Raw genomic sequence first — 24,492 nt, 5'->3', positions numbered from 1 at the left:
GATCGACGGCACCGAGGTGACCGTTCGCTCGCCATCCCTGGCACACGACCCATGGCACACGACCGGGAAACCCAGGAGACACCATGACCGACCCCGCACCGGAACGGACTCCGGTCCTCGCGCTGGAGGGGGTGAGCAAGTCCTTCGGCGCGGTACGGGCGCTGCGCGATGTGAGCCTGAGGCTGTACGCGGGCGAGGCCCATGCCCTGGCGGGTGAGAACGGCGCCGGGAAGTCGACGCTGATCAAGGCGCTCGCCGGAGTGCACCGGCCGGACAGCGGCACCGTCCTGCTCGACGGCGCCCCCGTGGTGTTCCACGGCCCGGCCGACGCCCGCGACGCGGGAGTGGCCGTCATCTACCAGGAGCCGACGCTCTTCCCCGACCTCTCGGTCGCCGAGAACATCTACGTGGGCCGCCAGCCGCGCCGCTCGCTCGGCCGGGTGGACCACAAGGCCGTACGGCAGGCCACCGCCGCGCTCTTCCGCCGGCTCGGCGTCGACCTCGACCCCGACCAGCCCGCCCGCGGACTGTCCATCGCCGACCAGCAGTTGGTGGAGATCGCCAAGGCGCTCTCCTTCGACGCCCGGGTGCTCATCATGGACGAGCCCACCGCGGCGCTGACCGGCAGCGAGGTCGCACGGCTGTTCGGCGTGGTGCGCGCGCTGCGTGAGGACGGCGCCGCGGTGCTGTTCATCTCGCACCGGCTGGAGGAGGTCTTCGCCCTCTGCCAGCGCGTCACCACCCTGCGGGACGGCGCCTGGATCGCCAGTGAGCCGGTCGCCGGGCTGACCGAGGACGACCTGGTGCGCCGGATGGTCGGCCGCGACCTCGGCGAGCTGTACCCCAAGCAGGACGCGGCGACCGGCGACATCGCCCTCAGCGTCCGGCGGCTGACCCGCGAAGGCGTCTTCACCGACGTCTCGTTCGACGTCAGGCACGGCGAGATCGTGGGGCTCGCCGGGCTCGTCGGCGCGGGACGCAGCGAGGTCGCCCGTGCCGTCTTCGGCGTCGACCGCTGGGACGCGGGCGAGGTCGAGGTGGACGGGCGCCCGCTGCGCCCCGGCGCGCCCAGCGTGGCGATGGCCGCGGGACTCGCCCTCGTCCCCGAGGACCGGCGCGCGCAGGGCCTGGTGATGGAGATGTCGGTGGAGCGCAACATCAACCTCACCGGGCTGCGCGCGACCACCAGGGCCGGGCTGATGGACCGCGCCGCGGAACGCAGCCGCGCCGTCGACTGGGCGGTGCGCCTCCAGGTGAAGTACGCCCGGCTCGGCGACCTCGTCTCCACCCTGTCCGGCGGCAACCAGCAGAAGGTGGTGCTCGCCAAGTGGCTGGCCACCGACCCCCGGGTGCTGATCGTGGACGAACCGACCCGCGGGATCGACGTCGGCACCAAGGCCGAGGTCCACCGGCTGCTCTCCCAACTCGCCGCCGACGGCCTCGCGGTGCTGATGATCTCCTCCGACCTGCCGGAGATCCTCGGCATGGCCGACCGCGTCCTGGTGATGCACGAAGGGCGGCTGGCCGCGGACATCCCCCGCGAGGAGGCCACCGAGGAAGCGGTGATGGCCGCCGCCACCGGCCGCGGGCGGAGCGCGGCATGACGATGACCGCCAAACCCGCGCCCGCCGCCGTCCCGCAGGCACCCCCGACCGCCGGGTTCCTCGACCGGGTGCTGAAGGTCCGTGAACTGGCCATCGCCGCCGTGCTGGTGGCCATGCTGACCGCCACCCAGCTCGACAACAGCGCCTTCCTGTCGGAGCAGGGCATCAAGGACCTGCTGCTCAACGCCACCATCCTGGTCCTGGTCGCCTGCGGCCAGGCGATGGTGGTGATCACCCGCAATGTCGACCTGTCGGTCGGCTCGGTCCTCGGCATCACCGCCTTCGCCGCCGGCGACTACCTCCAGGGCGGCGGCAACGCGCTGGTCGCGGTGCTGCTCGCGGTCGCCCTCGGCGCGGGCCTCGGCATCGTCAACGGACTGCTCGTCAGCCTCGGCCAGGTGCCCGCGCTGGTCGTCACCCTCGGCACCCTCTACATCATCCGCGGCGTGGACTCGCTGTGGACCGGGTCGCGCCAGATCACCGCGGCCGACCTGCCGTCCGGCTTCACCACCTTCGGCCATGACGGCCTCGGCGCCGTCCCGTATCTCGCCCTGCTCACCGCCGCGGTGCTGGTCTGCGCCGCCTACTGCCTGCGCAGCTACCGCAGCGGTCGGGACCTGTACGCGCTCGGCTCCAGCCCTGAGGCCGCCCGGCTGGCCGGAATCCCGGTCCGCAAGCGGATCCTGGCCGCGTACGTCACCTGCGGCGCGCTCGCGGGCCTCGCCGGAGCGCTGTACCTCGCCCGGTTCGGCAACGTCGACTCCGGCACCGGCTCCGGCTACGAACTCACCGTCGTCAGCGCCGTGGTGGTCGGCGGCGTCGCCTTCACCGGCGGTTCCGGCAGCCTCTACGGCGCCGCGCTCGGCGCACTGCTGCTCACCTCGATCAACAGCGTGCTGCCCTCCATCGGCGTCAGCTCCGTATGGGTGCAGGCCATCGACGGTGTCCTGCTGCTGCTCGCCATCGCGGTGGACCGGGTGGTGGCGCTGCGGGTCGCCGCGCTGCTGCGCAGGCGGGCCGCACAGACAAGGAGCGCCCACCATGACTGACACCTCCGCCCGTTCGGCCACACTGCTGCGGGACGCCCTGCGCTGGGACACCGTCGTCGGCGCGCTGCTCGTCGTGCTGCTGGTGTGCTCCTTCTCCCTGGTGGACAACTTCGGCAACGCGCTGAACCTGTCCTTCCTGATCGGCAACACCCTGCCGATCGCCCTGATCGCGCTGCCGATGACCCTGCTGGTCGTCTCCGGCGAGATCGACCTGTCCGTCGGCTCCACCGCCGGCCTGGCGGGCGCCGTGATGGGCAGGCTCTGGAACGGCGGCATGGCGATCGAGACGATCATCCCGCTGTGCGTCCTGCTCGGCGTGGTCTGCGGACTGGTCAACGGCCTGCTCGTCACCCGCCTCGGACTGCCCTCGCTCGCCGTCACCATCGGCACGCTCGCCGCCTACCGGGGCATCGCGCAGATCGTGCTCGGCTCCGACTCGGTCACCGACTTCCCGCAGCAGTACCTCGACTTCGGCTCCGGCCGGATCGGGAACACCTTCGTCCCGCAGGCCGCCGTCCCCTGGGCGGTGCTGGCGCTGATCGCCGTGATCGTGCTGCACGCCACCCCGGTGGGCCGGTCGCTCTTCGCCGTCGGCGCCTCGCAGGAGGCCGCGCGCTTCGCCGGGATCCGGACCAAGCGCCTGAAGCTGTCGATGTTCGTGGCGACCGGCACGGTCTCGGCGCTCACCGGGGTCTTCTGGACCCTGCACTACGCCAGCGCCCGCTACGACAACGCCACCGGCCTGGAGCTGTCCGTCATCGCCGCGGTGCTGCTCGGCGGCATCGACTTCGACGGCGGCAGGGGCACCCTCGGCGGCGCGCTCGCCGGGGTCTTCCTGCTCGGCGCCCTGCAGAACGTCATGAGCCTGGTCAACGTCTCCGCCCAGTCCCAGACCGTGGTCACCGGCGTCCTGCTGGTGATCTCCGTACTCGCCCCCCGGGTGGCCCGGCAGATCAGCCGGGCCAGAGCGCGCCGCGCGGCGGCCGACGCCCCGCCGCCCGCGGCCCTCGCCACCCTCTGAGAGGAACCCTCATGTCCGTGAGAACCGCCCCCGCCCACCGCGTCGTGGCCGCGGTCGCCGTCGCCGGCCTTGTCGCGCTCGGCGCCGCAGCCTGCGGCGGGACCACCAAGAACTCCACCGACAACGCCGGAAGCGGCGGCGGGCCCAAGCCGTCGGCGTCCGCGAACCCCGGCGCGCCCACCAAGAAGGGCCTCACCGTCGCCTACCTGCCCAAGCAGGTCAACAACCCGTACTTCACCATCTCCGACACCGGCGGCAAGAAGGCCGTCGAGGCGCTGGGGGAGAAGTACAAGGAGGTCGGCACCAGCAGCGGTACCGACACCGCGGGCCAGGTCTCCTACGTCAACACTCTCACCCAGCAGCGGGTCAACGCCATCGCGGTCTCCGCGCAGGACCCCGGCGCGATGTGCACCGCGCTCAACCAGGCCCGCCGAGGCGGCGTCAAGGTCGTCACGTACGACTCCGACACCAACGCCGGCTGCCGTGACGTCTTCGTCTCCCAGGCCAGCTCCGAGGACCTCGGCCGTACCGAGGTGCAGCTGATGGCCCAGCAGATCGGCGGCAAGGGCCAGATCGCGATCCTGTCGGCGGCCCAGACCGCCACCAACCAGAACACCTGGATCGGCTTCATGAAGGACGAGCTCAAGAAGCCGCAGTACAAGGACATCCAGCTGGTGAAGGTCGCCTACGGCAACGACGACGCGCAGACGTCGTTCCAGCAGACACAAGGTCTGCTCCAGCAGTACCCGAACCTGAAGGGGATCATCTCCCCGACCACCGTCGGCATCAAGGCCGCCGCCCAGTACCTGTCCGGCTCCAAGTACAAGGGCAAGGTCCAGCTCACCGGCCTCGGCACGCCCAACGACATGCGCGCCTACGTCACCAACGGCACGGTCAAGGCGTTCGAGCTGTGGGACCCGGCCAAGCTCGGCGCGCTCGCCGGGTACACCGCCGTGGCGCTCGCGTCCGGCCAGATCAGCGGCGCTCCCGGGCAGACCTACACCGCCGGTGACCTGGGCACCTTCACCATCGGTGCGGACAGTGTGGTGGTGCTCGGCAAGCCCACGGTGTTCGACAAGTCCAATATCGGCCAGTTCGACTTCTGAGTCCGGTTCCGCGCCGGACGCGCGGTGATTGAATAGGTTCACTGCGTGGAGAGGCCCGGCCGGCGGCGGGCGGGACGGAGCGGTGGGGTCCATGGTGGGCATCAAGGACGTGGCACGGCAGGCCGGCGTCTCGGTCGGTACGGTCTCCAACGTCATCAACCGGCCCGACCTGGTGTCCGAGGAGACCAGGACCCGCGTCCAGTCGGTGATCGCCCGGCTCGGCTACATCCGCAGCGAGTCCGCCCGCCAGCTGCGGGCCGGCGCCAGCCGTATCGTGGCGCTCCTCGTCCTCGACATGGGCAACCCGTTCTTCGTCGACGTGGCCAGCGGCGCCGAGCGCGCGGCCAGGAAGGCGGGCCTGGGGGTGATGGTCTGCAACAGCGCGCAGAGCACCAGCGAGGAGGTCGAGTACCTGTCGCTCTTCGCCGAGCAGCGGGTGCGCGGCGTGCTGGTCACCCCCGCCGACCCGACCGGCCGCTCGCTCGACGCGCTGCGCCGCCAGGGCATCCCCTTCGTCCTGGTGGACCGGGTCTCGGCCGACCCCGAGGTCTGCTCGGTCTCGGTCGACGACGTGGTCGGCGGCAGACTCGCCGCACAGCACCTGATCGCCGCGGGGCACCGCTCGATCGTCTACGTCGGCGGCCCGCCGGAACTGCCGCAGGTGCGCGACCGGCGGGCCGGGGCGCTCGCCGCACTGGCCGAGGCGGGGCTGCCTCCGCAGGCGCTGACCGAGGTCTCCGCCGACCGGCTGGACGTCCCCGCCGGGCGCGACGCCGGGGCCCGGCTGCTCGGCCTCGCCCCCCGCCCCACCGCCGTGTTCTGCGCCAACGACCTGCTGGCCCTGGGCGTGCTCCAGGCCGTCTTCGCCGCCCGGGTCGCCGTCCCCGACGACATGGCGATCGTCGGCTACGACGACATCGAGTTCGCCGCGGCCGCCGCCGTACCGCTGACCTCGGTACGCCAGCCCGCCGCGGCCATGGGGCGGCTGGCGGCGGAGATGCTGATGGACGAGACCGGCGGGCGCGGCGCGGACGGCGACTCCGGCGGGCACCAGCACCGGCAGGTGGTGCTGCAGCCCGAACTCGTGGTGCGCGGATCGAGCCTCGGCGCGCGCTGAGGGGCCGCTGTCGTACCCCGGTGGCACGCTGAAGGAATGACGACCAGAAGCCAGTACTACACCGCCACCACGCTCGATGGCTTCATCGCCGACGAGGACAACAGCCTGGAGTGGCTGTTCGCGGTCGAGTCGGGCCCCGAGGACCGGTTCGCCCCGTTCTTCGCCCAGGTCGGCGCGATGGCGATGGGCGCCACCACGTACGAGTGGATCGTGGCGCACGAGAAGCTCGTCGAGCAGCCGGGGAAATGGCAGGAGTGGTACGGCGCCACGCCCGCCTGGGTCTTCACCCACCGGGAGCTGCCGGTGCTGCCCGGCGCGGCGATCACCTTCGTGCGCGGCGACGTCCGCCCGGTCCACCAGGCGATGACCGAGGCCGCGGGTGGCCGCAACATCTGGCTGGCGGGCGGCGGTGCACTCGTCGGCGCCTTCGCCGACGAGGGGCTGCTCGACGAGATCGTGCTCGGCGTCGCCCCCGTCACCCTCGGCGCGGGCGCGCCGCTGCTGCCGCGGCGGATCACCTCGTCCCGGCTGACGCTCACCGCCGTCGAGCAGGTCGGGCAGTTCGCGTATCTGACGTACGGCGTCGGGCCCGTCGGCTCGGACTGACCGTCGTGGCCGGTCGCGGCCGTACCCGGCCGTACCCCGCTCGCCCGGAGCCATCCGGGCGAGCGCGGCATGAGCGCGGCGGCGAGCGGGAACGGCGGTGACCATGGAACCTGTCGAGGCGCTGGAGCGGATCGCGTTCCTCCTGGAGCGGGCGGACGCGCCCACGTACCGCATCCGGGCGTTCCGGCACGCCGCCGACGTGCTGACGGCGCTGCCCGAGGAGGAGCGGGAGCGGCGTACGCGCACCGGCCGCTTCACCGATCTGCCCGGCATCGGCAGCACCACGGGCAAGGTCCTCGCCCGGGTCTGCGCCGGACGCGCGCCCGAGTATTTGACCGCGCTGGAGGAGGCGCCGCCCTCACCGCTGGCCGAGGGCGGCGAGCGGCTCAGGGCGGCGTTGCGCGGGGACTGCCATCTGCACTCGGACTGGTCGGACGGTGGCAGCCCGATCGAGGCGATGGCGCTGGCCGCCCGCGCCGCCGGGCACCAGTGGGCGGTGCTCACCGACCACTCGCCCCGGCTGAGGATCGCCCGCGGGCTCACCGCGGAGCGGCTGCGCGGGCAGCTCGACGTGGTCGCCGAACTCAACACCCGGCTGGCGCCGTTCCGCCTGCTCACCGGTATCGAGTGCGACATCCTGCCTGACGGTTCCCTCGACCAGGAGGACGAGCTGCTGGAGCGCCTCGACGTCGTGGTGGCCTCCTCGCACTCCGAGCTGCGGATGCCCGCCCCCGCCTTCACCCGCCGGCTGGTCGCCGCCGTCTCCAACCCGCTGGTCGACGTGCTCGGCCACTGCACGGGCCGCCTCATCGGTGACAAGAAGCGGCCCGAGTCCACCTTCGACGCCGAGACCGTCTTCGCCGCCTGCGCCGCCGCCGGGACCGCCGTCGAGATCAACAGCAGCCCCAAGCGGCTCGACCCGCCCCGCCGTCTCCTCGCACTGGCCCTGGAGGCGGGCACCCTCTTCGCCGTCGACAGCGACGCCCACGCCCCGGGCCAGCTCGACTGGCAGATCTACGGCTGCGCCCGCGCCGAGCAGGGCGGCATCGCCGCCGACCGCATCATCAACACCTGGACCGCGGAGGAACTGCTGACCTGGACCCGTACCCGCGAGACCCCGGGCACCATGGACGGATGATCACGATCGAGACCCCCCGGCTGCTCCTGCGCCGCTGGCGCGACGACGACCTGGCGCCGTTCGCGGCGATCAACGCGGACCCCGAGGTGATGCGCTGGATAGGCGACGGCTCGGTCCGCGACGAGGAGCAGACGCGCGCCGCCATCGCGACGATGGAAGCGCTGTGGGAGGCCGAGCGGTTCGGCCTGTTCGCGGTCGAGATCCGTGAGACCGGTGAACTCGCCGGGTTCACCGGCCTGTCGGTGCCGCACTTCCTGCCCGCGGTGATGCCCGCCGTCGAGATCGGCTGGCGCCTCGGCCGGTCCTTCTGGGGCCGCGGGATCGCCACGGAGGCGGCCGAGGCCGCTCTGCGCTACGGGATCGCCGACCGCGGTCTCGCACGCGTCATCAGCCTCGTCCAGGTGGGGAACGCCGCATCGGAGCGCGTCATGGTGAAACTGGGGATGCGCCCCGACCGCGAGCTGGTGGACCCCGCCAGGGGACGGCTGGTCCGGGTCTACGCGATCACCGCGGAGGAGTACGCGCGGCGGTCGGGAACAGCGCGTTGACCGTCCCGAAGTCGAGGGCCCCGTCCAGTTCCTCGTACGTACCGGTGGTCAGCAGTTCCTTCGCCGCGCGGTGGGCGGCGCTGTAGGCGGCCTGGGCGAGTCCGGTGCCGACGCTGATCCGGCGGACACCCGCCGCCGCGAACCGCTCGACGCTCGGCGCGCCCGGCCCCGCCATCACATTGACCGGCAGCGGGCAGTCCTTCACGAGTGCGGCCACCACGTCGAGGTCGACCAGGCCGGGCACGAACAGGCAGTCGGCGCCCGCCTCGGCGTAGACCCGGGCGCGCGCCAGCACGTCGGCCGCGCGTCCCTCCGGCGCGCCGATGCCGAAGAGGAAGACGTCGGTGCGCGCGTTGACCACCAGATCGGGCAGTCCCGCCGCCGTCGCCGCGGACCTGGCCGCCCGCAGCCGCGCCCCCTGGTCGGTGGCGTCGAAGAGCGGGCCGCCGGGCGCCCGCGAGTCCTCCAGGTTCACCCCGACCGCGCCCGCCGCGACCACCGCCGCCACGGTGTCGGCCACGTCCTCGGCCCCGGGACCGTAACCGCCCTCGACATCGGCCGTCACCGGCACGTCCACCGCCGCCGTGATCCACCGGACCCGCTCGGCCATCTCGGCGCGGGTGAGCCCGTGCCCGTCCGGCCGGCCCGCCGACCAGGACACGCCGCCGCTGGTCGTGGCGATCGCCCGCGCGCCCGCGTGGGCGACCAGCACCGCGCTGCCCGCGTCCCACGCGTTCGGCAGCACCAGTACGCCGCTCGCGTGCAGGGCGCGCAACCGGGCCGCCCTGTCCCGCTGGACCGTCTCCACCATCTCGTCAGCCTTTCTTCGTACGTCCCGGCACTTCTGTACGCCGGTGCCGGTGCGGTAGTTGTGTACGGGGAAGCGCGACGCCGCGCCCGGCGCCATGCCGGGCGCGGCGCCGAACCTCATGACGCCCGGATGCCCTGGCGCCCGAACGGTCAGAGGGCGACGAGCAGTTCGTGGTCGAGCTCCACGAAGTCCGTGACCATCCCGGCGAACCGCCCGGCGATCATCTCCGCGTAGACGGCGGAACCCGTGTGGGCGTCGTACGCCGCCTGGTCGGCGAAGTGCTCGACGAAGAGCAGGTAGTCGGGGTTGGCGGGGTGCCGGTAGACGCGGAACGACAGGGTTCCCGGCTCCTTGCCCCGGGCCCTTGGGCGCGAACTCCTCGACGAGCGCCTCGGCCTCCGCCTGCATGCCGGGCTTGAGCTTGATGGGAAACACCTTGGTGAGCACGGGAGATCCTCCTGGTCGGACGGTCGTGCCGCGGCCCTGCGCCGCGGCACGCACCCAGCCTCGCCGCCGCCGCACGGCACGTCTGGCCAGATTCGGACGTCACGGTGTGCGGCCGCTCCCGGCGCCTCCCCAACGGTCCGAAACGGTCAGAACGCCGGTTGCGACGTGTCCGGATGTGGCTGGAACGCCGCCCGCCGATCTTCTATACCTGAGGGATGACGACGTACTCGGCGGTGGTGACGACCGGCATCTACTGCAGGCCGGGCTGCGGCGCGAAGCCGCTCGCCGAGAACGTCCGCACCTTCGCACTGGCCGCCGCGGCGGAGGCGGAGGGGTTCCGCGCCTGCCTGCGCTGCCGCCCGTACCGGGTCGCGGGGCCGGTCGCGGCCGATCCGCCGGAGCTGGTCTGCCAGGCGGTGCAGCTGATCATCGACGGCACGCTGGACGAGGGTACGGAGGCCGCGCTCGGGGCGCGGCTCGCGGTCTCGCCCCGCCATCTGCGCCGGCTCTTCCACGACCACCTGGGCGTGACCCCCGACCAGCTCGCCCGCTCACGCCGCGCCCACTTCGCCCGGCGGCTGCTGGACGACTCCGAACTCACCGTCGCCGACGTGGCGTTCGCGTCCGGGTTCGGCAGCCTGCGGCAGTTCAACCGCGACATGCGCGCGGTCTTCCGCGCCTCGCCCCGTGAACTGCGCGACCGCCGCCGGCGCGGCGACCGGCTCACCGCCGACGGCGGCCTGACCATGCGGATGCCCTTCGTCGCGCCCTACGACTGGGACGGTGTGCTCGCCTTCCTCGGCGAGCGGGCGGTGCCCGGGGTGGAGTCCGTCGAGGACGGCGTCTACCGCCGCACGATCAGCCTCGACGGCGCCGCGGGCGTGCTCGAGGTGCGGCTCGGCGGCGCCGACCATCTGCTGCTGCGGGCCCATCTGCCGTACTGGGAAGGGCTGATCCACGTCGTGGAGCGGGCCGCCCGGATGGTCGGCACCGATGTGGACACCGCGCCGGCCGTGGCGCACCTCGCGGGCGACCCGCTGGTCACCGCCCGGCCGGGGCTGCGCGCTCCCGGGGCCTGGGGAGCCTTCGAGGTGGCCGTGCACGCCGTCGTCGCCCAGTGGCTCGACCCCGCCGCCACCCGCCGGACCATGGCCGCGCTCGTACGCGACCTCGGCCAGACCGTCCCCGGCCTCGACCCCGGCCTCACCCACCTCTTCCCCTCGGCCGCGGTCCTGGCCGCCGCCGACCGCACCGCGCTGCCCGCGGAAGCGGCCGCCGCCGTCCGGGACCTCGCCGCCGCGGTGGCCGACGGACGGGTCGTCCTCGACGGCGGCGCCCCGCTCGCCGATCTGGTGGCGTCCCTCACCGCCCTCCCCGGCACCGGAACCACCGCCGCCCACCACATCGCCCTGCGCTTGGGCCACCGCGACGCCTTCCCCCTCGCCGCGCACGACTCGGCCGAGCGCACCGCCACGGCCTGGCGCCCCTGGCGCGCCCTCGCCGCGACCCATGTGCTCGCTCGGGCCACGGCGCCCGCCGCAACCTCCTGAGCATCCCGCACGCGCTCACCTCTCCGAAACTGTCGAAGCGCAGTCGCCGCTGGTTTCGATGTGCCCACCCCTGCACGTATGTGTGCCCGTAACGCTTTGATAACCCGATGATCGAGGGTTGACCCTCCCATTCACCCCAGCCTAGCGTCACCTCGCGCAGCAAATTTCGGCGAAGATGCCGAAACCTTTCGAAAGGCTGGACGATGAAGAAGCGCGCATGGCTCTCCCGCGCCGCGGCTGGCGGCGTGACGCTCGCACTCGGTCTGTCCCTGGCCGCCTGCGGCGGCAGCAGCTCCGGAGGCAGCGGCTCCGGCACCTTCAAGGTTCTCGTCTACGGTGACGCGAGCAACAAGGTCGAGAAGCAGATCGTCGACACGTTCAACAAGACGTCGAAGGTCAAGGCGGTACTCCAGACCATCCCCGGTGCGGACTACCAGACGAAGCTGCAGACGATCATCAACACCAAGCAGGCCCCGGACGTCTTCTTCAACTGGGGCGGCGGCAGCATCGCGCCCTTCGTCAAGGCCGGACTCCTGCTCCCGCTGGACGACTTCATCGCGAAGAACCCCAGCCTGAAGTCCAGCTTCCTGCCGTCCGTGTTCAACAGCGCGGTCCTGGACGGCAAGTCCTACGGCATACCGATGCGCGGCACCCAGCCCGTGCTGCTCTTCAACAACCAGAAGGTCCTCTCCGAGGCGGGCGTCACCGCGCCCAAGACCTGGGACGACCTGCTCAACGCGGTCAAGGCCCTCAAGGCCAAGCACATCACACCGATCGCGCTCGGCGGCGGCGACCAGTGGCCGACCCTGATGTGGTACGAGTACATGTACGACCGCATCGCGGGCCCCGGCCTGTTCGAGAAGGCCATGGGCGGCGACAAGTCCGCCTGGGACAGCCCCGACAGCCGCAAGGCCCTCGCGCAGCTCAAGGAACTGATCGACGCGGGCGCCTTCGGCAGCAACTTCGACTCGGTGAAGTACACCGACGGCGGTTCGGTCGCGCTCGTCGCGCAGGGCAAGGCCGGCTTCGAGCTGATGGGCTCCTGGTACTACTCCCAGCAGCAGCAGGACAACCCCGACTTCGCCAAGACCGGCCTCGCCTTCAGCTCCTTCCCGACCGTCAGCGGCGGCAAGGGCGACCCGAACGACGTCGTGGGCAACACCAACAACTTCTACTCGGTGCTGAAGAAGACCAAGTACCCGGACGCGGTGGCCCAGTTCCTGAAGCTCCAGTACTCCGACGAGTTCGTCAAGGCGCAGATGGCCATCGGCAACCTGCCCACCACGACCAACACCCAGAACTTCCTGGACACCGCGGCCAGCCCGGTGTACTCGAAGTTCCAGTACGACCTGGTCAAGGCGGCGCCCTCGTTCCAGCTCTCGTGGGACCAGGCCTACCCGCAGAAGGCCAGTGAGGCCATGCACACCGCGGTGCAGGAGTTCTTCGACGGCAAGCTCGACGCCGACGGATTCATCAAGGCCATGCAGGCCCTGCCCACGTCCTGAACCGGGAACCCCACATGACCACCTCTGCTGACCCCAGGGTGGAAAGGCGCCGGTCCGCACGCCGGTCCGGCGCCGCCGTGGCCCGCCCAGGCTTCGTCTGGGCGGCGCCCGCCACCTTGTTCTTCCTGCTCTTCGCCGTCGTCCCGCTGATCCTGGTCGCGGTGCTCTCCTTCACCAGCTGGGACGGCCTGGGCGCGCCCCAGTACGCCGGCCTGGACAACTGGAAGGCGCTGATCCACGACCACACGATGATCCAGAGCCTGTGGCTCAGCGTGCTCATCACCGTTCTCGGCGTCGCCGTCCAGACCCCGCTGAGCATCCTGCTCGGCGTGTGGGCGGCCGGCCACCAGCGCAACCGCGCCGTCCTGTCCGCGGTCTACTTCGTACCCCTGCTGCTGTCGGCGACCGCGGTGTCCATTCTCTGGCGGGCCCTGCTCGACCCGAACTTCGGTGTCCCGGCGCAGGCCAGATGGCTGTTCGGGGACGGCAACCTGTTCGGCAGGCAGGCCAGCGCCATCGGCGTGCTGGTCTTCGTGGGCGCCTGGCAGTACACGCCGTTCCACACCCTCATCTACCAGGGCGCGGCCCGCGCCATCCCGCAGGTGCTCTACCAGGCGGCCGAGATCGACGGCGCCGGCACCGTACGGCAGTTCTGGCACATCACCCTGCCGCAGCTGCGCAACACCATGATCACCTCGATGATCCTCATGGTGGTGGGCGGCCTGACCACGTTCGACACCGTGCTGATCCTGACCCAGGGCGGCCCGGGCACCGACACCACCATCAGCGCCTACTACATGTACGAGCAGGCGTTCAAGAGCTTCGACTTCGGCGGCGGTTCGGCCATCGCCCTGGTCCTGGTGCTCGTCGCCACGGTCATCTCGCTCGTCGTGGTCAAGGTCTCCGGCTACGACAAGATGCGCAGCTCGTCGGAGGGCCTGTGATGAAGCGCCGTCCCAACTACCTCGCCGGACTCGGGTCCCTGGTCTGGCTGTTCCTGATCGGCCTGCCGCTGTACGTGATGCTCGCGGCGACCCTCCAGAACCGCTCCGACTACGCGGCGAACGGCCCGCTGGCCTTCCCGAAACACCTCACGCTGCACAACTACACGCAGGACTTCTCCAACGGCTTCGGCCACTTCTTCCTGAACACCCTCCTGGTCACCCTCGCGGTCGTCGCGATCGTGCTGCTGGTGGTGCCGCCGCTGTCGTACGCCATCGTGCGCAGCAGCGGCCGGATCACCACCGGCGTCCTGCGGCTCTTCCTGCTGGGCCTGGCGATCCCGGCGCAGGCCGTGATCGTGCCGATGTTCTACGTCATCAGCAAGGCCGGGCTCTACGACAACCTCATCGGCGTGATCCTGCCGACCGCGGCCTTCTCGCTCCCGGTGTGCGCCCTGGTGCTGACCGGTGTGATGCGGGACATCACCTCCGACCTCTACGAGGCGATGGCGATGGACGGGGCGTCGCCGACGCGGGTCTTCTTCCAACTGGTGCTGCCGCTGTCCAAGGGCGGCCTGTCCACCGTCGTGGTCTTCTCCGCGCTCCAGGCGTGGAACGGCTTCCTCTTCCCGCTCGTGCTGACCCAGTCCGACTCGTCGAAGGTCATCACCCTCGGCCTGTTCAACTTCCAGACCGAGCACGGCATCGACATCCCCGGCCTGCTGGCCGCGGTGGTGCTGTCGATGCTGCCCATCTTCATCGTCTACCTGTTCGCCCGGCGCACCCTGGTCCAGGGGCTCATGGGCGTCGGAGGAAAGTGACCGCCACCGTGGCCGTAGAGACAGATCCCGTCACCGGGACAGATCCCGTCACCCCCGTGTGGAGTGACCCCGCCCTCGGCGCGCAGACCCGCGCCGACGCCCTGATCGCCGCGATGACCGTCGAGGAGAAGATCGCCCAGCTCTTCGGCGTCTGGGTCGCCGCGTCCGACGGAGGCGGCGAAGTCGCCCCCTACCAGCACGAGATGGAGGAGCCGGTCGACCTCGACGCGCTGCTGCCGCACGGACTCGGCCAGCTCACCCGGCCGTTCGGCACCGCACCGGTCGACCCCGCGCTCGGCGCGCTGTCGCTGACCCGCACCCAGGCCGCGATCGCCGCCGCCAACCGCTTCGGCATCCCCGCCGTCGCCCACGAGGAGTGCCTGGCGGGCTTCGCCACCTGGGGCGCCACCGCCTATCCGGTACCGCTGTCGTGGGGCGCCACCTTCGACCCCGAACTGATCAGGACGATGTCCCGGGCGATCGGCCGCGACATGCGCGCGCTCGGCATCCACCAGGGACTGGCGCCCGTCCTCGACGTCGTACGCGACGCCCGCTGGGGCCGGGTCGAGGAGACCATCGGCGAGGACCCGTACCTGGTCGGGACCATCGGCACCGCGTACATCCAGGGCCTGGAGTCCGCCGGGATCGTCGCCACCCTCAAGCACTTCGCGGGCTACTCCGCCTCCCGGGCGGGCCGCAACCTCGCGCCCGTGCCCATGGGCGCGCGCGAGCGGGCCGACGTGATGCTGGCGCCCTTCGAGATGGCGGTCCGGGAGAGCGGTGTGCGCTCGGTGATGCACGCCTACACCGACACCGACGGGGTGCCCTCGGCGGCCGACGAATGGCTGCTCACCGGGCTGCTCCGCGACACCTGGGGCTTCACCGGCACAGTGGTCGCCGACTACTTCGGTGTCGCCTTCCTCAAGACCCTGCACGGCGTGGCCGACACCTGGGCCGAGGCGGCGGGCGCCGCCCTGGCCGCCGGGGTCGACGTGGAGCTGCCCACGGTGCGGACCTTCGGACAGCCGCTGCGCGACGCGGTCGCCGCGGGTGAGGTGCCCGAGGCGCTGGTCGACCGGGCGGTACGGCGCGTGCTGGTGCAGAAGGCCGAACTGGGGCTGCTGGACCCCGACTGGGACCCGCTGCCCCGGGCGCTGTCCGGCGCCGACCTGAGCGACCCCGCCGCGCTGCGCGGCAGCGTCGACCTCGACACCGAGGCCAACCGGCGGATCGCCCGCCGGGTCGCCCAGCAGGCCGTCGTGCTGCTGGCCAACGACGGCGTCCTGCCGCTGGCGCCCCCCGCCCGGATCGCGCTGGTCGGCCCCAACGCCGACACCCCCAAGGCGGTACTGGGCTGCTACGCCTTCCCCGTGCACGTGGGGGAGCAGCACCCCGAGACACCGGCCGGCATCGAACTGCCCACCCTGCGGGAGGCGTTGGCGGCGGAGTTCCCCGCCAGCCGGATCGACGTGGCCGCGGGCACCGGCATCGACGGCGGTGACACCTCCGGTATCGCCGCGGCGGTCGAGGCGGCGCGCGCCGCGGAGGTCGTCGTGGTCGCCCTCGGCGACCGGGCCGGGCTCTTCGGCCGCGGCACCAGTGGCGAGGGGTGCGACGCGGAGTCGCTGCGACTGCCGGGAAACCAGCAGGAGTTGCTCGACGCACTGCTCGACACCGGCACGCCCGTGATCGTCACCCTGCTGGCGGGGCGGCCGTACGCACTGGGCCGGGCGCTGACCGAGGCGGCGGCGATCGTGCAGTCCTTCTTCCCCGGCGAGGAGGGCACGACGGCGCTCGCGGGCGTCATCAGCGGCCGGGTCAATCCCTCGGGCCGGCTGCCGGTGAGCGTGCCGCGGCGACCGGGGGCGCAGCCGTCGACGTATCTCGCCGCCCGGCTCGGCGGGCCGACCGAGGTGTCGAACATCGACCCCACCGCGGCCTTCGGCTTCGGCCACGGTCTGACGTACACCACCTTCGCGTGGTCGGACCTGACCGTGGACGACCCGGCGGTGCCGACGGACGGCGAGGTGGCGCTGGCCTTCACGGTCCGCAACACCGGGGAGCGCGAGGGGGTGGAGGTGGTCCAGCTCTATCTGCACGACCCGGTCGCCTCGGTCGTGCAGCCGGTACGGCGGCTGGTCGGCTATCTGCGGCTGCCGCTGGCGCCGGGCGAGTCGCGGCGGGTCCGCTGCACGGTCCCGGCCGACCTGGCGTCCTTCACCGGCCGCGACGGCCGCAGGATCGTCGAGCCCGGGGCGCTGGAGCTGCGGCTGAGCGCGTCCAGCACCGACCCGCGGCTGGTGGCGGCGGTGACGCTCACCGGCCCGGCGCGCGTGGTGGACCACACGCGCCGCCTGCACGCGGAGTTCCACGCCGGGTAGTGCCCGGCGCGGCGGCCCGGCCCCCGGCGAACACGCCGGGGGCCGGGCCTTTCGTGTGCGTGTCAGGCGGTCGGGTCAGGCGGTCAGCTGAGGCGGTCGGGTCAGGCCGTCATGTCGGTCCGTCCTGGTGGGGTGTCGTGGTGGGGCGCCGGGTCGGCCCAGGCGAGTTCCTTGAGCTCCATACGGGCCGCGGGGGCGGTCGCCGGGATGGTGGCCCAGTACGGGTGCGCCGTCACCTGGACCGAGAGCCGTACGAGCCGTCGGCGCAGCACCGTCGTCTGCGTGCCGTCGGCGTCCGCGAGCTGCCGGTAGGCGGTGTACCAGTCGCGCTGAGCCTGGACGAGGTCGGAGGGGAAGGTGTGGGGCATGCAGGGATTCTGGCACATGTTCGAATACATGTGCGATTAGAGAGTCGCACGAAACCGCCGGTCGATCGGTCCGGTCGGGCGCGGGCACACGGTCGGCCGGGGAGCGGCGGACGCGGCGCGGCGCCGCCCCGGGAGGGGGCCGTGGCCGGGTCGTTAGAGTGCGGGCATGCCCTCGTACAGCATCGGACAGGCCGCGCGTGTCCTCGGCGTCAGCGGTGAGACGGTGCGGCGGTGGGCCGACGCGGGACGGCTGCTGACCGAGCGGGACGGCACGGGCAACCGGGTGATCGACGGGGCGAGTCTGGCCGGACTCGCCGCCTCGCGCGGCGCGCGGGGGGCCGCCGGGCGGGACGAGGGGGCGGAGCCGCAGACCTCGGTGCGCAACTCGTTTCGCGGCATCGTCACCGCCGTGCGGATGGACGAGGTCGCGGCGCAGGTGGAGATCCAGGCCGGCCCGCACCGGCTGGTCTCACTGGTGACGCGGGAGGCGGTCGAGGACCTCGGGCTCGTGGTGGGCGTCGAGGCGACGGCCCGCGTGAAGTCGACGAACGTTCATATCGACCGGCCCCGGTAGCGGCCGCTCCCGCGCGTCCGGGCGGCACAGCAGCGCCGTCCGCAGATCGAGCCGGTCGGCCAGCCGCGAAAGGTCCCGCCCGGTGAGCTGTTCGATCCGCTGCAGGCGGTAGTGGACGGTGTTCACATGGACGTGCAGCACCTCTGCCGAGCGCGACCAGGACCCGTCGTGGGCGAGGAAGGTCTCCAGCGTCGTGATGAGCGTCCCGTGGGTCTTGCTGTCCTGCGCGGTGAGCGCGCCCAGCACCCGTTCGTGGAAGGCGGCGCGCACCTCGGCGGGTATGCCGTCGAGCAGGTCGCCGAGGGTGCCGAGGTCGTCGGCCGTGCGCAGACCGGAGCGGTCGGGGTGCGCCGACGCCTCGGAGGTCCGCGCGTAGCGTGCCGTCGTCAGACCGGCGCGCAGGGCCTGCGGGTCCGCGGTGGCCGCGAGGCCGGCGCCGCCGTGCAGCGGTGTCCGCGGGGCGAGCGCGCCCAGCACCGGCCAGATCTCCCGCAGCCGGTCCGTGAGTCCGGCCGGATCGGCCGAGGACTCGCCCGCCACGACGGCGACCGCCTCCTCACCGCCGGCCGCGCCCGCGGCCCCCACCACACCCACCGCGAACTGCCCGGCGCCCACGCTGTGCAGGGCCTCGCGCAGCGCCGCCGCGGCCCACTCGTCGCGTTCCCCCACGGCCGACTGGCCCGCCGGGGCCGCGGGCGCCGCGACACGCGCGGTCACCACCAGCGCGGGCCCGTCCGTAGGCAGCCCGCAGGCGGCGAGGGCGGCGGCCACCGCGGCGGGTTCGGCCGCGGTCCTGGCCACGAGCGCGGCGAGCCGTCCTCCCGCCTGCCGCCGTGCCGCGGCGCCGATCCGGGCCGAGGCGAGCCGCTGCGCGAGGACGTCGGCGATCTCGTGCAGGACCCGCGGCGGCGCCATACCCGGGTCGGGCAGGAAGAGCGAGGGAGCGTCGTAAGGCGACGCCGACGGGTCCAGCGGCACCATCGCGGCCGGTGTGCGGGCCGCCGCGGCGCGGACCGCCGACGGCTCCGGCGCCGGGGCGTCCGGCGTGGCGGCCAGCGTGCGCCCGGAGGCGGTCACCACATACGCCGCGGCCCCGCCCAGATGGGAGAAGGCGCAGGCCAGCAGCTCGGTGACGGACGCCTGCCGGGCGAGCAGGGCGGAGAGCTGGCCGCGGACGTTGTCCGGCAGCGCCCGGGTGCTGTCGGGCTGCCGGTTCAGATCGCCCCACCGGCGCAGATAGACGGCGTCGGTGATGGTGCGGAAGGTGATGTGCGCGGGCACCGACAGCAGGGCGATCCGGTGGGTGCGGCACGCGCCGACGAGCTGGCCCGGCACCTCGCCGTGGGTCTCCTCCCCGGCCAGCAGCGCCGCCGCACCCGTCGTGCGCAGCGCCTCGACGAACCGGTCCACCTTGCGGTGGCCCTCCTCGGCGCTCCACCAGACCAGCCCGCTGAGGACCAGTTCGCCGCGCTGCAGGAACCGGCTGGGGTCCTCGAGGTCGGTCGCGGTCACCCCGGTGATCTCCCGGGCGAGCTGCCCGGCGTCGCCGCTGAGCAACCGCAGATCGAGGGCCTCGAGGCCGAGCAGTTCTCCGACGCGCACGTGCCGCTCCCTTGGTCCTTCTCCCCGGTCCTTCTCACACCCGCGAGGTGAGTACGAGTAGTCACACCGTAGATGCAAGCCTTTCCCTGGCATATCCCGACTGGAGGATCCTCCAGCCGGGATCGTCCCGGCTGGTGGAAAACCGTGTGCCACACCAGTCGTCCCGGCCCGCCGCCGGTTGCTTCAATCGGCGGGTCGAGCAGCCGAGGACGGTGGGACAGCGTGGATCAGAACACGGTGGTGGAAGTCTGCGACGCACGCAGCCGGGAGACCTGGCGGCCGGGTGACGCCTGGCTCGGCGGCGGCACCTACCTCTTCTCCGAGCCGCAGCCGCACATCAGACGGCTGGTCGATCTGAGCCGTACCGGCTGGCAGCCGCTGCGGGTGACCGCCGAAGGCGATCTGGAGATCGCCGCCACGTGCACGATCGCCGAGTTGTCCCGGTTCCCGGGGAAGTGCCGCTGGGCTGCCGGGCCGCTGTTCGAGCAGTGCTGCCGGGCCTTCCTCGCCTCGTGGAAGATCTGGAACATGGCCACCGTCGGCGGCAACCTCTGCAACGCGCTGCCCGCCGGTCCGATGATCTCCCTGACCGCGGCCCTGGACGGTGTGTGCACCCTGCGCGCCCAGACCGGCGCGGTCCGCACCCTGCCGGTGGCGGACTTCGTCACGGGCGCGGGCCGCAATGTGCTGGAGACCGGCGAACTGCTGCGCTCGGTACGGCTGCCCGCCGCCGCCCTGGCCCGGCGTACCGCCTTCCGGCAGGCGTCGCTCTACGGTCTCGGCCGCTCCGGGGCGCTGCTGATCGGGACGCTGGACCCGGCCGACGGCTCCTTCGCGCTGACCGTGACCGCCGCGACCGTACGCCCGATCCGGCTGTGGTTCCCGCTGCTGCCCGACGCCCGCAGGCTGAGCGCGGCGCTCGACGAGGCCGCGGGCGAGGCGTCGTACTTCGACGACATCCACGGACTGCCCGTCTGGCGGCGGCACATGACGTACACCTTCGCCGAGGAGATCCGCCGCGAACTCGGCCGCGACACAGGGGAGGCCGGGCGATGAGCTTCCGGGTCAGCGTCAACGACGAGAGCTTCGACGCGGAGCCGCGGCCGGGCCAGTGCCTGCGCACGTACCTGCGGGACCAGGGCTGGTTCGGGGTGAAGAAGGGCTGCGACGCGGGGGACTGCGGGGCGTGCACCGTGCATGTCGACGGCGAGGCCGTGCACAGCTGTCTGTACCCGGCGTTCCGCGCGGACGGCCGGGCCGTCACCACCGTCGAGGGACTGGCCGGGACCGACGGCCGGCTGCACCCCGTACAGCAGCGCTTCCTCGACGCGCAGGGGTTCCAGTGCGGCTTCTGCACCGCCGGATTCCTGATGACGACCGCCGCGCTCGACGAGGACAAGCTCGCCGACCTGCCGCGCGCGCTCAAGGGCAACCTGTGCCGGTGCACCGGCTACCGGGCGATCGAGGACGCCGTGCGCGGGGTCAAGCACGCCGAGGAACCCGGCGCCGGGCAGGCCGTCGGGCGCAGTCCCGGCGCGCCCGCGGGACCGCTGGTGGTCACCGGCACTGCCCGCTACACCTTCGACGTCGCCGTCGAGGGACTGCTGCACATGAAGCTGCTGCGCTCCCCGCACCCGCACGCCCGCATCCGCTCCATCGACACCTCGCGTGCGCTGCGCGTGCCCGGTGTCCACGCGGTGTTCACCCACCACGACGCCCCCGGCAAGCTGTACTCCTCGGCCCGCCACGAGCACCCCACCGAGGACCCGGACGACACCCGGGTGCTCGACGACGTGGTCCGCTTCGTCGGCCAGCGCGTGGCGGCCGTCGTCGCCGACACCGAGGGGGCCGCCGAGGAGGGCTGCCGGCTGATCGAGGTGGACTACGAGGTGCTGCCGTACGTCCTCGACCCGGAGCTGGCGATGCTGCCGGGCGCACCGGTGATCCACCGCAAGGGCCCCGAGTCGCGCATCGTCCGCGCCGAGAACAACGTCTGCGGCGAGGTGCACGGCGAGATGGGGAGCGTGGAGCAGGGCTTCGCCGAGGCCGACGTCGTCTACGAGGAGACCTTCCGGACGCAGCGCGTCCAGCACGCCAGCCTGGAGACGCACGGCTGCGTCGCCTACTTCGAGGACGTCGAACCGGGGGAGGACGGCGAGGGCGGCGGGGAGCGGATCGTGGTGCGCTCCAGCACTCAGGTGCCGTTCCTGACCCGGCGCGCCCTGTGCGACCTGTACGACCTGCCGAGGGAGAAGGTCCGGGTGGTCGCGGGCCGGGTCGGCGGCGGGTTCGGCGGCAAGCAGGAGATGCTCACCGAGGACATCGCCGTCCTGGCGGCGCTGCGGCTGCACCGGCCGGTCAAGCTGGAGTTCACCCGCGCCGAGCAGTTCTTCGGCGCCACCACCCGGCACCCGTTCAAGGTCACGGTGAAGATCGGCGCCCGGCGCGACGGCACGCTGACCGCGGTGCAGTTCCGGGTGGTCGCCAACACCGGCGCGTACGGCAACCACGGACCCGCGGTGATGTTCCACAGCGTGGGCGAGTCGATGGGCGTGTACAAGGCGCCCCACAAGAAGGTGGAGGCGTACTCCGTCTACACCAACGGTGTGCCCGCCGGGGCGTTCCGCGGCTACGGGCTCGGCCAGGTCACCTTCGCGCTGGAGTCGGCGATGGACGAACTCGCCCGGCGGCTGGGCATCGACCCGCTGGTGATGCGCGAGAGGAACGTCATCGGGCCCGGCGACCACATGGAGGGCCCCTGCGGCGAGGAGGAGGACCTGCACATCGCCAGCTACGGCCTCGACCAGTGCCTCCAGGTGGTGCGTGACGCGCTGGCCGGCGACCGCAGCGCCGAACTGGCGCCCGAGGGCTGGCTGGTCGGGCAGGGCTTCGCGATGTCGGCCATCGCCACCGGGCCGCCCGGCGGCCACTTCGCCGACGCCACCGTCACCCTGCTGGAGGACGGCAGCTACGACGTCGCCGTCGGCACCGCGGAGTTCGGCAACGGCACCACCACCGTCCATCAGCAGATCACCGCGGGCGCGCTGGGCACCACCGTGGACCGGATCGCGATCCGGCAGTCCGACACCGACGTGGTGGGACACGACACCGGCGCCTTCGGCTCGGCGGGCACCGTCGTGGCGGGCAAGGCCGTGATGAAGGCGGCGAACGCGCTGGCCGAGCGGATCCTGTCCTTCGCCGCCGAGTACGCCCGCACCCCGCGCAGCCTGCTGCGGCTCACCGCCGACGCCGTCGAGTGCGAGGGGCGGCTCGTCTCCCTCAAGGAGCTCTTCGAGGCCGCGAGCGGCGCCGGGACCGTACTCACGGCGGACGGGCACTGGGGCGGCTCGCCGCGCTCGGTGGCCTTCAACTCCCAGTGGTTCCGGGTCGCCGTCGACCCGGACACCGGGGAGACCAGGATCCTGCGCAGCGTCCACGGGGCCGACGCGGGCAAGGTGATGAACCCGATGCAGTGCCGCGGCCAGGTCGAGGGCGGCGTCGCCCAGGCACTCGGCGCGACCCTGTTCGAGACGGTACGGGTCGACGACCACGGCAAGGTGACCACGGCCGCCTTCCGCGCGTACCGGCTGCCCGCCTACGCCGACGTCCCGCGGACCGAGGTGCACTTCACGGAGACCAGCGACGCGATCGGGCCGCTCGGCGCCAAGTCGATGAGCGAGAGCCCGTTCAACCCGGTCGCCCCCGCCTTCGCCAACGCCCTGCGCGACGCGACCGGGGTGCGCTTCACCGAGACGCCGTTCCTGCGCGACACGGTGTGGCTGGGCATGGACACGGCGCGACGGGCGGTGGAGGGCGCCTGCGGCGAGGACGGCGGGGGAGGGGCTCGCGGTGCGCACGGCGCCGGGTGAGCGCGGTCCCGCCGATCACTGGCCCTATCGTGGCGGCATGCAGTCCTACACGATCGGCCAGGCGGCGCGCCTGCTCGGCGTCAGCCCCGACACCGCCCGCCGCTGGGCGGACGGCGGCCGCGTCGCCACCCACCGGGACGACGCGGGCCGCCGTCTCATCGACGGCCGTGACCTGGCCGCGTTCTCCGTCGAACTGGCCCAGGCCGCGGGCGGGGACGACGACGCCTCGTACACCACCGCCCGCAACTCCTTCCCCGGCATCGTCACCGCCGTGAAACTCGGCGACGTGGCCGCCCAGGTCGAGATCCAGGCCGGTCCGCACCGCCTGGTCTCGCTGCTCACCCGGGAGGCCGTCGAGGAACTCGGCCTCGAGGTCGGCGTCGAGGCCACCGCCCGGGTGAAGTCCACCAGCGTCCACATCGACCGCGTCTGAGAGGGATGCTGGAGGAAGGGGGATGCGAGGGCAGACCTGAGGAGGCGGAACGCCATGCCGAATCTGGGAGTCGCCGTGGTGCGGCAGTACGAGCGCGGGGTGGTCTTCCGGCTGGGCCGCCTGCGCGGGGTCTGCAAGCCCGGCATCCATTTCATGATCCCGCTGACCGACCGCATGTGGAAGGTCAGCCTCCGTACGGTGACCATGCCGGTGCCCTCCCAGCAGGTGATCACCCAGGACAACGTCTCGATCGGCGTGGCCGCCGTCGCGTACTACCGGCGCTCCGACGCGGTGAAGTCGATCGTCGAGATCGAGAACGTCTCCGACGCCGTCGGCCAGATCGCCCAGACCACGGTCCGCAACATCGTCGGCCGCTCGCTGCTCGACCAGGTGCTCACCGACACCCAGACGCTCAACCTGGCCATCCGCGAGATCCTCGACCGCACCACCCAGCAATGGGGCGTCTATGTCCTCCTCGTCGAACTGAAGGACATCGAGCTGCCGGTGTCCATGCAGCGGGCGATGGCCCGCCAGGCCGAGGCCGAGCGGGAGAAGCGCGCCAAGATCATCGCCGCGGAGGGCGAGGCGCTGAGCGCCGGACGGCTGGCCGAGGCCGCCGATGTCATCGCCGAGCACCCGATCGCGCTCCAGCTGCGTAACCTGCAGATCCTGGCCGAGATCGCCGCCGAGAAGAACAGCACGATCGTCTTCCCGGCCCAGTTGCTGGACAGCGCGAGCGCGATCTCCCGCTTCGTCTCGGAGGAGAGCCGGGGCGCGGTATCCAGGACCGGCGCCGCGCCCAAGCCCCCGGCCACCCCCACGGCCCTCGCCCCGGCCCCCGAACCGACGCCGCTGCGCCGCGGCGACTCGGACGACGCTCACTGAGCGTCCCCGACCACCGCTCCGGCTGCTCCCGCCGGCCTTTCGGCCGCCCCCCGCGGACCCTCCCACCGCCCCGTCCCTGCCCCTGCCTTGCCGTAATGGTTGACTGGTGTTCTACT

The 24,492-nt window shown here is 72.5% G+C and carries 22 protein-coding genes; 18 read left to right on the top strand and 4 right to left on the bottom strand.

What is annotated here, in order from left to right; translation table 11 throughout:
• Positions 1-83: 83 nt before the first annotated feature.
• From AB0M29_RS23350 to AB0M29_RS23315, 8 genes are all read left to right on the top strand, one after another.
• Positions 84-1,604 (top strand): sugar ABC transporter ATP-binding protein, encoded by a 1,521-nt coding sequence (locus tag AB0M29_RS23350; protein ID WP_365385521.1) that lies wholly within the window; start codon positions 84-86, stop codon positions 1,602-1,604.
• Entirely contained in the window at positions 1,601-2,653 is a 1,053-nt protein-coding gene (locus AB0M29_RS23345; protein ID WP_365385519.1) for an ABC transporter permease, read from the top strand. The genes AB0M29_RS23350 and AB0M29_RS23345 overlap by 4 nt, the downstream gene beginning before the upstream one ends.
• Positions 2,646-3,674, top strand: coding sequence for an ABC transporter permease (locus AB0M29_RS23340; protein WP_365385518.1), 1,029 nt, complete (start codon positions 2,646-2,648; stop codon positions 3,672-3,674). Before AB0M29_RS23345 ends, AB0M29_RS23340 begins: the two co-directional genes overlap by 8 nt.
• Positions 3,675-3,685: 11 nt before the next feature.
• Positions 3,686-4,780, top strand: coding sequence for a rhamnose ABC transporter substrate-binding protein (gene rhaS, locus AB0M29_RS23335; RefSeq protein ID WP_365385517.1), 1,095 nt, complete (start codon positions 3,686-3,688; stop codon positions 4,778-4,780).
• 82 nt (positions 4,781-4,862) lie between these two features.
• Positions 4,863-5,897 carry a LacI family DNA-binding transcriptional regulator gene (locus tag AB0M29_RS23330; RefSeq protein WP_365385515.1) on the top strand — a complete coding sequence of 345 codons (1,035 nt, stop codon included), beginning with the start codon at positions 4,863-4,865 and terminating at the stop codon, positions 5,895-5,897.
• 36 nt (positions 5,898-5,933) lie between these two features.
• Positions 5,934-6,503 (top strand): dihydrofolate reductase family protein, encoded by a 570-nt coding sequence (locus tag AB0M29_RS23325; RefSeq protein WP_365385513.1) that lies wholly within the window; start codon positions 5,934-5,936, stop codon positions 6,501-6,503.
• A 103-nt stretch (positions 6,504-6,606) separates the two neighbouring features.
• Positions 6,607-7,641 (top strand): PHP domain-containing protein, encoded by a 1,035-nt coding sequence (locus AB0M29_RS23320; RefSeq protein WP_365385659.1) that lies wholly within the window; start codon positions 6,607-6,609, stop codon positions 7,639-7,641.
• Positions 7,638-8,189, top strand: a complete 552-nt coding sequence (locus AB0M29_RS23315; protein ID WP_365385511.1) for a GNAT family N-acetyltransferase — start codon at positions 7,638-7,640, stop codon at positions 8,187-8,189. Before AB0M29_RS23320 ends, AB0M29_RS23315 begins: the two co-directional genes overlap by 4 nt.
• On the opposite strand, the gene AB0M29_RS23310 is transcribed toward AB0M29_RS23315, so the two are convergent.
• Together AB0M29_RS23310 and AB0M29_RS23305 are read right to left on the bottom strand one after the other, a co-directional pair.
• Complete coding sequence (locus AB0M29_RS23310) at positions 8,146-8,997, bottom strand: isocitrate lyase/phosphoenolpyruvate mutase family protein (protein ID WP_365385656.1); 852 nt, start codon at positions 8,995-8,997, stop codon at positions 8,146-8,148. The two genes, AB0M29_RS23315 and AB0M29_RS23310, sit on opposite strands and share 44 nt — an antisense overlap.
• A gap of 152 nt (positions 8,998-9,149) precedes the next feature.
• Positions 9,150-9,497: an antibiotic biosynthesis monooxygenase gene (locus tag AB0M29_RS23305; RefSeq protein WP_365385509.1), complete on the bottom strand. Its 348-nt coding sequence runs from the start codon at positions 9,495-9,497 to the stop codon at positions 9,150-9,152.
• Between the two features lie 165 nt (positions 9,498-9,662).
• Here AB0M29_RS23305 and AB0M29_RS23300 point away from each other — a divergent pair, with 165 nt between their 5' ends.
• From AB0M29_RS23300 to AB0M29_RS23280, 5 genes are all read left to right on the top strand, one after another.
• Positions 9,663-10,997, top strand: coding sequence for an AlkA N-terminal domain-containing protein (locus tag AB0M29_RS23300; protein ID WP_365385507.1), 1,335 nt, complete (start codon positions 9,663-9,665; stop codon positions 10,995-10,997).
• Between the two features lie 203 nt (positions 10,998-11,200).
• Entirely contained in the window at positions 11,201-12,502 is a 1,302-nt protein-coding gene (locus AB0M29_RS23295) for an extracellular solute-binding protein (protein ID WP_365385505.1), read from the top strand.
• 14 nt (positions 12,503-12,516) lie between these two features.
• A complete protein-coding gene (locus AB0M29_RS23290; RefSeq protein WP_365385502.1) occupies positions 12,517-13,446 on the top strand; it encodes a sugar ABC transporter permease in 930 nt (309 codons plus the stop codon).
• Positions 13,446-14,264, top strand: a complete 819-nt coding sequence (locus tag AB0M29_RS23285) for a carbohydrate ABC transporter permease (RefSeq protein ID WP_365385500.1) — start codon at positions 13,446-13,448, stop codon at positions 14,262-14,264. Before AB0M29_RS23290 ends, AB0M29_RS23285 begins: the two co-directional genes overlap by 1 nt.
• Positions 14,261-16,645: a glycoside hydrolase family 3 N-terminal domain-containing protein gene (locus tag AB0M29_RS23280; RefSeq protein ID WP_365385497.1), complete on the top strand. Its 2,385-nt coding sequence runs from the start codon at positions 14,261-14,263 to the stop codon at positions 16,643-16,645. The genes AB0M29_RS23285 and AB0M29_RS23280 overlap by 4 nt, the downstream gene beginning before the upstream one ends.
• Before the next feature lie 101 nt (positions 16,646-16,746).
• Here AB0M29_RS23280 and AB0M29_RS23275 read toward each other — a convergent pair whose 3' ends face one another.
• Positions 16,747-17,013, bottom strand: coding sequence for a hypothetical protein (locus AB0M29_RS23275; protein ID WP_365385495.1), 267 nt, complete (start codon positions 17,011-17,013; stop codon positions 16,747-16,749).
• Positions 17,014-17,179: 166 nt separating this feature from the next.
• On the opposite strand from AB0M29_RS23275, the gene AB0M29_RS23270 reads away from it, so the two are divergent.
• A complete protein-coding gene (locus AB0M29_RS23270; protein WP_365385493.1) occupies positions 17,180-17,587 on the top strand; it encodes a TOBE domain-containing protein in 408 nt (135 codons plus the stop codon).
• Here AB0M29_RS23270 and AB0M29_RS23265 read toward each other — a convergent pair.
• Positions 17,483-19,189, bottom strand: a complete 1,707-nt coding sequence (locus AB0M29_RS23265; protein WP_365385491.1) for a helix-turn-helix domain-containing protein — start codon at positions 19,187-19,189, stop codon at positions 17,483-17,485. The genes AB0M29_RS23270 and AB0M29_RS23265 overlap by 105 nt on opposite strands.
• 222 nt (positions 19,190-19,411) lie before the next feature.
• Here AB0M29_RS23265 and AB0M29_RS23260 point away from each other — a divergent pair, with 222 nt between their 5' ends.
• The 4 genes from AB0M29_RS23260 to AB0M29_RS23245 are packed head-to-tail and all read left to right on the top strand — an operon-like array spanning position 19,412 to position 24,376.
• Positions 19,412-20,245: an FAD binding domain-containing protein gene (locus AB0M29_RS23260; protein ID WP_365385489.1), complete on the top strand. Its 834-nt coding sequence runs from the start codon at positions 19,412-19,414 to the stop codon at positions 20,243-20,245.
• The gene (locus AB0M29_RS23255; RefSeq protein ID WP_365385487.1) at positions 20,242-23,058 is read left to right on the top strand and encodes a molybdopterin cofactor-binding domain-containing protein; all 2,817 of its coding nucleotides are present in this window, start codon (positions 20,242-20,244) and stop codon (positions 23,056-23,058) included. The genes AB0M29_RS23260 and AB0M29_RS23255 overlap by 4 nt, the downstream gene beginning before the upstream one ends.
• A 37-nt stretch (positions 23,059-23,095) precedes the next feature.
• Complete coding sequence (locus tag AB0M29_RS23250) at positions 23,096-23,491, top strand: helix-turn-helix transcriptional regulator (RefSeq protein ID WP_365385485.1); 396 nt, start codon at positions 23,096-23,098, stop codon at positions 23,489-23,491.
• Positions 23,492-23,545: 54 nt separating this feature from the next.
• Complete coding sequence (locus AB0M29_RS23245; protein ID WP_365385483.1) at positions 23,546-24,376, top strand: slipin family protein; 831 nt, start codon at positions 23,546-23,548, stop codon at positions 24,374-24,376.
• The last annotated feature ends 116 nt before the right edge of the window (positions 24,377-24,492 follow it).

Origin of the sequence: Streptomyces sp. NPDC051976 (assembly GCF_040680795.1) — a bacterium.
GTDB lineage: Bacteria > Actinomycetota > Actinomycetes > Streptomycetales > Streptomycetaceae > Actinacidiphila.
Note: the sequence above shows the minus strand (reverse complement) of the source record. Positions and strands in the feature narration are given on the sequence as shown.